Genomic DNA, 9685 nt, shown 5'->3' with positions numbered 1-9685 from the left:
TCCATCTGCGCCTCCGTCAACCAGTGGTAGTCGCTCATGCTGCCCCCATTGTTTGGCAGCGTGAAGCACGATCGTCCAACGGGCTCAAGAAGGTTAATAGGTCCTGACCATACGCTTCTGATTTGAACCTATCAACACAAACCCTGTTTTCAGACATCCAATCCGAAATCGCGCTCGGTCAATTGCGGATAGGGCTCGCGGGCTACTTCGACATGGACACGCGACATGGCGCAAAGCACGACCCGGTGCCTCAAAAAAATGGAACACCGGGTCAATGCTGGCGTTGCGGCGGACAGTCGTGATGAGTGAAATCCGAGAGGCCACCGCAATGCGTCTCTATCCCATCTCGCCCCATGATGCTCATGGGGGAGCTAAACAGGCCGGGAGTGGTGCCTGTGCCACCTGGGGGGCGAGCGCAGGATAGAGTCAGGCAGCTTTCTTGAGTGCGTTATTGATCTTTTCGTCTATTTCCTTGGGTAGGTTCGATGTCACCACGGTGCCTCCGTAGGTGCGGAGGCGTTCGGCAACCTTCTCCGGGGCTTCCGTCCGGCCGAGGACGAAAAGGATCGCCTTTCCGTCATCCAGAGCGGCGCTGGTTTCCTTCATCATCTCATCCGACACGCCCGCATCGGAGAACGCGCCGCCCAGGGCGCCTCCGGCCGCGCCACCGGCCGCACCGGCGAGCATGGCCGCGGGCACTCCGGCGACCAGCCCGAAGACCGCTCCGAGGAACAATCCCCACCAGGCCCCGCCAAGCGCGCCGGTGGCGGTCAGGTTAACGGCCTGGTCGAGCTTCACGTCGCCGTTCGTGTCTTTGTAGGCGACAACGGCATCTTCAAGGCGGACAAGGCTGTCGCGGGACATGTTCGCCAGTTCGTCACGAGCTTTCCGTGCAGTTTCGACATCATCCATCATCAGGGCAACGAGGTTCATGGTTCTCTTCCTTCGATCTTGGGACCCGGATGGGCGTTCGCCCGCGAGCCTTTTCTGACACTGTTTCTGCGAGAGGGTTTCTGACCTTGTATCTGTTCGGGCCATCGCGCCTCCATGCCTCCGAGATAGAGGGAAGGCCGAACAGAAAATTGCGATTCGCCGCCAATGAGTTGATTGGCGAGGACAGCATAGTTCGCAGCGCGTTGACCGCAGGCGTCATGTTTCGGCCATGAAACAGGAACGTGCCTTGAGCCTAGTCCGAAGAGCTCAGGTTGTTCCTGCTGGGATACCGACCACCGGCACCCGAAAGCGTCATCCCGATAGACCTGAGGCCGGTCATGCACTAGCTTTCAAAATGGGCCACCCAAGGGGGCATTCCAAGCAACGAATGGAGCCCAGAAGGCGCCTCCTGCGTTTCTTTACGCAATCGACTGACAGAACGACACCCGATCGCCCCACGATTGAACCGAAAGAAATGCAACCATGAATCTCGTCGGAAACATGATGAACAGCTACTATCCCGCCAACAAGACGCGTGAAGAGCTATTCACCATGGCAAGGGAGCAGATGGTCCAGCTGAAAGACTCCGTTGTCGGTTGTCGGCAGGACGGAGAAATCAAGCTCGACCAGTCGGTGAACCTGGCTGCCGCGGGCGCTCTGGGTGGCGCTTGGTGGGGCGTCCCGGTCGGGATGCTGGCCGGTGTGTTCACGGCCGGCACCGGCACCGTCTTTGCCGCACTGAGTGTGGCCGGGGCCGCTGGTGGCGCGGCCGGTGGTGCGATGAGCGGGTTGATGTCGGACGTCGGGAATTTCGACGAGATGATGGAGAAAACCTCGCATGCGCTGGACGCGGACAAGGCCATTCTGTTTATCATGGGCCGCACCGGCGCGCCGGACAAGGTGCTCGAACGCCTTTCCGAGTTCGGTGGCGAGGTTGTCACCTCGAGTCCGACGGCCGATATCGACGCCAGGATCAACGAGGCGCTCGCCGAGGGCGAGGGTTGAGATCCTGACCCGACAGTACAGGAGCACTTGATCCAGAAAGGAAACAAGAATGTTCAAGACCAAGTATTTCGCTACGGTCGCACTTGCTGGGCTGTTTGCAGGCCAGGTCGCCATGGCCTCCGATGTCCTGCCGTCGACAGACTCCACCTTCCGCATGTGGGGGGAAGAGGGCGACTGGAAGGTTATGGTGGATGAGGGCCGAAATACCTGCCTGACCGAGCGGGTCTTCGAGAATGGCGGTGTCATCCAGATGGGCCTGACCAAGGATCACGAGTTCGGCTATTTCGGCGTCTTCACCAAGGATGCCGACGTCAAGAAGAAGCAAGAGATCATCCTGTCGCTGGGCGGCAATCTCTATTCGGCCGATGCGCGCGGCAAGACGAAAAACCTCGCTGACGGTTATGTCGGCGGATACCTTCTGACCGACAACCCGAACTTCGTGGACGATGTGATGAACCAGAAGGAAATGATCGTCTATCCCGAAGAGACCTATGCATGGATCGTGAGCCTCGACGGCACCAAGAAGGCGATTGAAGCGGCTCGGAAATGCAACATGGAAGCGGGCGGCTAGGGCCTGCCTGACCACAGGTGGCGCGTCCGCAAGGCGCGGCTGGGCCTTTCAGGACGCGCCCCAAGAATGACCGGGCCGTGGCAGTGCGGCGGTAGAAAGAGGATAGACATGAGACTTGTATCAATCTCCGATCGAACTGGGGCGCTTGGCGTCGTCGCGATGCTTCTGGCCATGATCGCAGCACCTGCTTCGGCACAGGATCGGGGTGCCGCCGAGACCCTCGAGAGTGCGGCCTCGGCAAACGCCGATGCCAACAACCCGCTGGCAAATGTGACCGCCTTCAATATCCAGAACTATTACATCGACCGCTTCACGGGCCTTCCTGACGATGTGGACGGCAACCAGATGGTGCTGCGGTTCGCAAAGCCGTTGAGCATAGGTGACACGAACTGGCTGATGAGGGCCTCCTTGCCCTATAACAGCTTCCCGGTCGGCGAAGGATTTTCCGAGGTGAGCGGCATCGGGGATGTCGATGTCTTTTTCGCCTACCAGTTCGACACGCCTCCGGGTGTCAGCTTCGGCATTGGACCGCAGATCGTTGCGCCGACCGCCACCGACGATCGGCTCGGCGCCGATCAGTGGCAATTGGGCATCGCCAACGTGTTCTTCGATGGACGCTCGCCGAAATTCCAGTATGGCTATCTGTTGACCTATCGCGCGGGCGTCGGCGACACGCCAGAAGGCCGGGAGCGGCCGAGCCTCGGCGCCTTCCAGCCCTTCGGTTTCTACCAGTTGGGCGAAGGCTGGTACACGGGTGGCGCGCCGATCTGGACCTACAATTTCAGCAATGACAATTACAACGTCCCACTCGGCCTGCGCCTGGGCAAGGTCGCGCAATTCGGCAAGACCACGGCGAACTTCTTCGTCGAACCGCAATGGTCCGTTGCGCATCGCGGTGATGGCCAGCCCGACTTCCAGGTCTATGCCGCGATCAACCTGCAGTTCCGTTAGAGACTGCGCTTGTCTGACGTCCGCACGCGTAGACAGACGGCTTTCTCACGCGTATGTCGCCGCGAAATCGATGGTGCGGCCAGGTTCCACGATGCGCCATCTCCCGGAGATACCAGCCTCCAACGGAACGGCCTGCGATCGCCGCCGTCACGTGAAAAGGCAGGGCGGTAGCTGCCTCCAACGGTGAAGACATTCACCACCGGCGAGTTCATGACCGTGATTGTGAAGGGCCTAGTCCGGCATGCGGGATGCCTTTGCCACCCGTTCGCCGACCCTGGTCACATAGGAGGACAGATACGGGTTGTCATAGGCGCCATGGACCTTCGTTAGGATCTGCGCGTGTTTCCGGGCTGCGACAGCGCTTTCCTCTTCGAAGCTCCCCGCGGGCGGTGTCAGTTCGCAGATCGGGGCATGGTTTGTCTTGCCCGATAGAAACAGAGCGCTGGCTGCAATCGTGGCCATCAGGCGCAAGGACATGCAGAATTTCGAATGGTGCGTGTCGTCTCCTCAGGGGGCGTCGGGCATCCACGTGGGATTGTGTTCGGCGGACTGTGGTGGGGCGATTTGAATGGATCGGGTCGGGTAGGCCAGTTCCGTTCCTGCCGCCTTCAGGGCACTGCGCAAGGCGGAGACAAGACGGCCGCAGGCCTCCAGGTAGGGTTCGTAGTCCTTTGTCCGGGTGAACCCGAGGATGCGGATCTCGATGGCGCTGTCGGACAGGCCAATAGGGCAGACGATCAGCGGAAAGTCGTCTGCCACGACGAAATCTCCGCTCTCGCGCAGGTGCTTTTGTACGTCGTCGCAGACCTGCCGGATCTGCTCGTCGCTGGCGTCCAGCACGAGGCCGATGGTCCAGAAGGCCCGGCGGTGGTCCATGCGGCTCTTGTTTAGAACGGTGGCGTTGGAGAGCTCGCTGTTGGGAACATAGTGGGGCACATGGTCGAACCCCATGACCGTCGTGGAGCGGACATCCACCCGCGTGACCGTCCCTTCGACGCCTCCATCGACGGCAATCCAGTCGCCGGTCTCAAAACGCTTTTCGCTCATGTTGTTCATACCGGCGATCAGATTGCGGATGAAATCCTGCGAGGCTATGGCGAGGCCGGCGCCAAGCACGCCGACGCCGGTCAGGGCGCTGGAGATGTCGATGTTCCATACCTCCAGGAAGGCCGTGATCGACATCAGCACCACAACGAACTGCCCCAGGCGCACCATCCAGGACGTGTCCAGCTGGACCCCGGTGATCTTGCCGGGGCGGATCAAGGAAATCATCGGTTCGACCAGCCGGTACCAGGCCGCGAAAATCGCCAGAACAAGCACCGAGATCAGGATCTGACGGAAGAACCCGCCCGCGACCTCCGGAGGGGAGAGCGCCTCGGAGGTCAAAAGCAACACCCCCGTGACCAGCAGGATGCGCATGAACTTGTCGGCCTCGTCCTTCATTTCGCCCGACATTTCGATGGAGAGGCTCTTCAAGGTCCAGCGGATCAAGCGGACAAGCGTTGACGCGAGAGGCCGCCGCAAGAGAATGACCAGAACGCAGAGTCCCAGTGATATTGCCAGAGTCTCCGCGTCCATGCGCGCAAGCCAGGCCCGGTAGGGCGAGGTCAGGTGATCGGCGTATTCCACGATATCTGGTGTTTCCAAGGCAAGCCCATCCTAGTGTAATGTGGCCCGCCACCGGGCCGCATCAAAGCCTGTTACAGCAACGCCTCGGCTGCAAGGCTGGAAACCTTCTGAAGCCTGGCCTTGCGCCCGTTGTCATCGGTGGTCAGCCCCAAGTTGCGCTTCTGGAAACTCTCTTTCGCCTTGTCGACCGCGGACAGGATCTGGTCGTCCTCAACATCGAACCGCCGCTTGCGATATTGTGTGCGGCCGAGCTCTTTCATCTGCATATCCAGCGGAGTGGTCCAGACCTCGTCGATGGAGGCGACAAGGCAGCTCTTTCCCGGCACAAGCTCGGTCGAGACCGCGTCGGCCACACCGACTATCATGCCCGACATCCAGAGGTCGCGATACATGGCTATCGGGCCGCCGGACATGGAGCCGAGGATCCCCGCCGTCGCGGCGATTGCCAAGTGCGTGCAGAACACCGGTTCCGAGATGTTGAAGAACCATCACGATTTTCTCGACGGCCTTGCACGGCTGGAACACGCGGCGAGAGGCACGGCCTTTCTTCTGCCGGCAAGCCATTCGCAAGGCCTTGTTGAATTGGGGTTGGTTCGGCCGAAGTCTCGTTCATTCCGGAACCCTGTGGGATGGACTCAAGCGCAGGCGCCAAGGGTTGCCGTATCTTCAGGCCGGATGCCAGATCGCGTCCGGCCTGTGTATGGTCTGTTTTCGGCTGAGATATGTGAACGGCTATGGAGTTGGCGCCGAAAGCGCCTTTGCCAATCAATTGACCGCCGGATTGGTCTTCAATCTTCTCAGGTTGGCATCAGGTTTCGACACCGCCAACATCGGGCTGCGTTTTCCGAGGAGCAGGCCGGATCATACAACCCTGTTTCCGGGTGCGAGAGCGATTGCGCGAAGCCGCCCGTTGAACTCTGCGCACAGGACGAAGATCGCGGCCATCAGGTAGAGGAAGACCAGCGCGGCCATGATTCCGGCCAGGCCGGCATAGGTCAGGCTGTAGGAGCTGAAATGGCTAAAACATAGCGAAAACCCATATCCGGCGAAGATCCACAGGACGAGGGTCAGCAAGAGACCGGGGAGGACTTCGCGGGCGGGATGGTGGACGCCCTGAAGCCAAGCGTGGCAGGCGAATACCGTGAGTAACAGAAGCGCCATTGTGACGGCGTTGTGCAGTGTTTCGCCGAGCAGGAAGCCAAACCGCGAGCCTTCCGCGCCGACGGAGGGCTCTCCGGCATAGGCGGGCAGGCCGATCACAACGCCCCCCACGATCGCCATGAGAAAGGCACCTGCGACCACGAAGATCACGCAGAGGGCGCGCTGCCGACAGACGGGGCGGGGGTCCTTGTCCTGGAAGGCATCGGTCACCACGCTGCGCACGGCATCGACGCCATTGGAGGCAAAGAAGATCGCCAGGATCGCCCCGAAGGCGGTCTTTCCGGTGCCGCTTTGCGCCAGTACCGCGCGCACCTCGCGGGAGATCGGTTCGGCGACCTGATCGGGCCAGGCGCCGTAGACGAACTCGATCAGGTCGTCGATCCGCAGCTCCGAACTGAACTGCCCCGCCAGCGACAATGTGAAGATGCAGAAGGGGAAGAGCGCGAGCATCATCGACATGGCAACATGGCTGGCCTTGGCCCATCCGTTATCGGTGTCGAAGCGAAGCCAGGCCTGCCAGAGTGCGGTCAGGATCGTGCGGAGCGGTCGCATTTTCGTTCTAGGCACTCCCTGCGGTTCGGTTCCGTCATGCTCAAGCCTAAGGGCAATCAACTGTATCTTGCGAGGGGGCGCCAGATCATGAAGGTTGGCGGAGTGTTGGGAACGGCAAGCGCCATCGGACTGCTTGGCCGCCTGAATGTGCGAAGGAGCCCAAGTCATGCCCTCTCTCCTCGTCCTGGCCCTCGTCGCGCTGCAGATCGTCGCGATTGTCTTTGCCTTTCGGGCGATCCGCAGCGCCCGCACCCCGCAGGGCTCGGTTGCTTGGGTGGTGTTCCTGATCGCGGCACCTTATATCGCCGTGCCGGCATTTCTGTTTCTCGGCAACAGCCGGGTGCGCAACCACATTGTAGCGCGGCGCGAAAGCGAGGAGGTGATCGCGGGTGTCGCCCGGCACGCCGAACAGCACCCCGCGCATGGCGACCGCAAGGCGCTTGGTTATGGCGGGTTCGAGAAGGCGGCGGAGGTGCCCGTCCTGTCGGGCAATGACATGCAACTCCTGGTCGACGGAGAGGCCGCCTTCGACGCCCTTTTCGCCGCCATCGACGCGGCGCAGGATTACGTGCTGGCGCAGTTCTACATCGTCCATGATGACGAGCTTGGAAGGGCGTTCCAGGCGCGGCTCTTGGCGGCGATGGAGCGAGGCGTAACCGTTCGGCTGCTCTATGACGCCGTCGGGTGCGTCAAGCTTCCAGAATCCTACCTCGACCGGCTTCGGGAAGGGGGCGTGCATATCATGGATCAGAACGCGATCCGCGGTCCCAAGACCCGGTTCCAGATCAATTTCCGCAACCACCGCAAGACGGTCGTCGTGGACGGGACGCTGGGCCTGACCGGCGGTTTCAATGTCGGCGACGAATATATGGGGCGCGATCCGAAATTCGGCGCCTGGCGGGACACCCATTGCACCCTGAAGGGGCCGATCGTCTCGCAGCTCCAGCTTGTCTTCGCCGAGGACTGGTACTGGGCGAACGAAGAGGTCCTGGTCGAGTCGCTGAATTGGGACTCCGGGCGGGCCGAGGCCAATATGGACGGCCTGATCATGGCGACAGGACCGGCGGATGTTCAGGAGACCGGCAGCATCTATTTCTGCGCCGCGATTTCTGCGGCGAAGGACCGGCTCTGGATCGCCTCGCCCTATTTCGTGCCAGAGACCGATATCATGACCGCTCTCAAGCTCGCCGCGATGCGGGGCGTGGATGTGCGGATCATGGTGCCGGAGGTGATCGACCACACCATCCCCTGGCTCGCGGCCTTTGCCTATTTCGACGAGTTGGTCGAGGCAGGCGTGCAGATCTGGCGCTACGACTCCGGCTTCATGCACCAGAAAGTCCTTGTCGTGGATGAGTGCATCGCCTCGGTCGGCACGACCAATCTCGACAACCGCTCCTGTCGGCTCAACTTCGAGGCGACCGCAATCCTGTTCGACAGCCGCGCTGCCCGCGATGTGGCAGCCATGCTGGAGGCCGATTTCGAGAAATGCTTCCTGCTGGAGACGCTGCTCGTCGAGCAGCCCGCGAAGATTCGGCTGGGCGCTCCTGTCGCCCGGCTCTTTGCGCCATTGCTGTAAGCCAATCGCCCCCGCGCCCTATCCCTCGGGGCTTTCCGCCTGCTTGCGGGCGTCGCGCTCGCGTTTCTGGCGCCGCAATTCCCGAAGCTCTTCGGCCATGTCCTCGCCCAACAGCGTGAGGTCGTCGCCCGGCTCCGGGCTCGGCGGATCGAGCCGCTCGGGTTCCGGAGTTTCATCGGCGACCTGGGGGGCCGGGGCAAGCCCATTGCGACTGGCGTCCCGGACCGTGTCCCAGAGCGTCACGAAAATGCCCGCGATCACCGGCCCGAGAACCAGCCCAGAGGCGCCGAAGACGGCAAGCCCGCCCAGCGTCGAGATCAGGATCATGATATCGGCCATCGCTGCATCGCGGCCGACGAGGATGGGCCGGAGAATGTTGTCGATGGTGCCGACGACGCCGAAGCCCCAGGCAGCAAGGCCGATGGCATAGGTGATCTCGCCCTGCGAAAAGAGCCAGACCATCCCGCAAAAGACAACCAGGAGCGGTCCCAGCCCCGGGATGACCGAGAGCACCGCCATTACCACGCCCCAGAAGGCCGCGCCCTCGATACCGACCGCCCAGAAGCCCAGCCCACCAAGCGCGCCCTGCGCTACGCCGATCAGCAGGGTGCCCTTGATCGTTGCCCGGCTGACCGAGATCATGCGCTTGGCAAGACTGCGTTGTGTCGGTTCGGGAAGGCCCGAATAGCTGAGGATCAGCGTGATGATCGAGGTCTTCATCTGGAGGAAGCAGAAGACCGCGTAGAAGAAGATGAAGAGGTCGAGGAAAAACTTCACCGTGCCGCGCGTCATGTCGGTCAGCATCGAGACAAGGAAGCCACCCGCGGCGCTCGCGAACTCGCCGAACTTGGCCGTGATCTGGGCAGAGTTGCGCCCGAGTTCCTCGCGGAACGGCACCCAGTCGGGCAGCGGGTCGTCCGGCGAGATCGCCTCAACCTGCTTCAACAGTGCGTCCGCCTCTTCCACCAGCCCTTCGGCCTGAGAAGCGGCCAGCCAGATGATGCCGAGCAGGGGGGCCACCACCGCGATCCCCACGATCGCGATTGTCAGCGCGGCGGCAAGGCCCGGCCGCCGCCGCGTGATGATCATCATCCGGGCCTGCAGAGGGGCTGAGAGCCCCGCGGCGATGGCGGCCATCACCAGGGCCACGAGGAAGGTCTGAACCGTGTCTAGGAACATCAGCGAGACCGCGGCCGTGACGGCAAGCAATGCGAACCAGCGCAGGGAGTCGGGTGTCTGTCGGGCCATGGCTTTCTTTCCTGCTTGCGGGGCGGGGGCGTTCGCATCGCCCGGAGGTGATGTGAACT

General features: G+C 61.8%; 10 protein-coding genes. 4 read left to right on the top strand and 6 right to left on the bottom strand.

Features of this window, described 5'->3' with window-relative positions; translation table 11 throughout:
• Window positions 1-426: 426 nt before the first annotated feature.
• Window positions 427-933: a DUF1269 domain-containing protein gene (locus CLV78_RS22635; protein ID WP_158263645.1), complete on the bottom strand. Its 507-nt coding sequence runs from the start codon at window positions 931-933 to the stop codon at window positions 427-429.
• 483 nt (window positions 934-1416) lie between these two features.
• Between CLV78_RS22635 and CLV78_RS22630 the strand changes: the two genes are divergently transcribed.
• The 3 genes from CLV78_RS22630 to CLV78_RS22620 all read left to right on the top strand — a co-directional run bounded on the left by CLV78_RS22630 (window position 1417) and on the right by CLV78_RS22620 (window position 3460).
• Window positions 1417-1938, top strand: coding sequence for a DUF1269 domain-containing protein (locus tag CLV78_RS22630; RefSeq protein WP_106208296.1), 522 nt, complete (start codon window positions 1417-1419; stop codon window positions 1936-1938).
• 49 nt (window positions 1939-1987) lie between these two features.
• Window positions 1988-2509 (top strand): hypothetical protein, encoded by a 522-nt coding sequence (locus CLV78_RS22625; RefSeq protein WP_106208294.1) that lies wholly within the window; start codon window positions 1988-1990, stop codon window positions 2507-2509.
• 108 nt (window positions 2510-2617) lie between these two features.
• Window positions 2618-3460 (top strand): hypothetical protein, encoded by an 843-nt coding sequence (locus CLV78_RS22620; RefSeq protein ID WP_211301060.1) that lies wholly within the window; start codon window positions 2618-2620, stop codon window positions 3458-3460.
• Window positions 3461-3691: 231 nt separating this feature from the next.
• Here CLV78_RS22620 and CLV78_RS22615 read toward each other — a convergent pair whose 3' ends face one another.
• The 4 genes from CLV78_RS22615 to CLV78_RS22600 form a co-directional block, all read right to left on the bottom strand.
• Complete coding sequence (locus CLV78_RS22615) at window positions 3692-3937, bottom strand: hypothetical protein (protein ID WP_106208292.1); 246 nt, start codon at window positions 3935-3937, stop codon at window positions 3692-3694.
• Window positions 3938-3967: 30 nt separating this feature from the next.
• Complete coding sequence (locus tag CLV78_RS22610) at window positions 3968-5107, bottom strand: mechanosensitive ion channel family protein (RefSeq protein ID WP_146136768.1); 1140 nt, start codon at window positions 5105-5107, stop codon at window positions 3968-3970.
• Between the two features lie 53 nt (window positions 5108-5160).
• Window positions 5161-5502: a hypothetical protein gene (locus CLV78_RS22605; protein ID WP_146136767.1), complete on the bottom strand. Its 342-nt coding sequence runs from the start codon at window positions 5500-5502 to the stop codon at window positions 5161-5163.
• Window positions 5503-5950: 448 nt separating this feature from the next.
• The gene (locus CLV78_RS22600; protein ID WP_158263644.1) at window positions 5951-6802 is read right to left on the bottom strand and encodes a YihY/virulence factor BrkB family protein; all 852 of its coding nucleotides are present in this window, start codon (window positions 6800-6802) and stop codon (window positions 5951-5953) included.
• Window positions 6803-6968: 166 nt separating this feature from the next.
• Between CLV78_RS22600 and cls the strand changes: the two genes are divergently transcribed.
• Complete coding sequence (gene cls, locus CLV78_RS22595; RefSeq protein ID WP_106208285.1) at window positions 6969-8378, top strand: cardiolipin synthase; 1410 nt, start codon at window positions 6969-6971, stop codon at window positions 8376-8378.
• Between the two features lie 18 nt (window positions 8379-8396).
• On the opposite strand, the gene CLV78_RS22590 is transcribed toward cls, so the two are convergent.
• Complete coding sequence (locus tag CLV78_RS22590; RefSeq protein WP_158263643.1) at window positions 8397-9626, bottom strand: AI-2E family transporter; 1230 nt, start codon at window positions 9624-9626, stop codon at window positions 8397-8399.
• Window positions 9627-9685: the final 59 nt, after the last annotated feature.

Source organism: Aliiruegeria haliotis (assembly GCF_003003255.1).
Classification (GTDB): domain Bacteria; phylum Pseudomonadota; class Alphaproteobacteria; order Rhodobacterales; family Rhodobacteraceae; genus Tropicimonas; species Tropicimonas haliotis.
The sequence above is the reverse complement of the archived record's forward strand: the minus strand, read 5'-3'. Positions and strand labels throughout refer to the sequence as shown.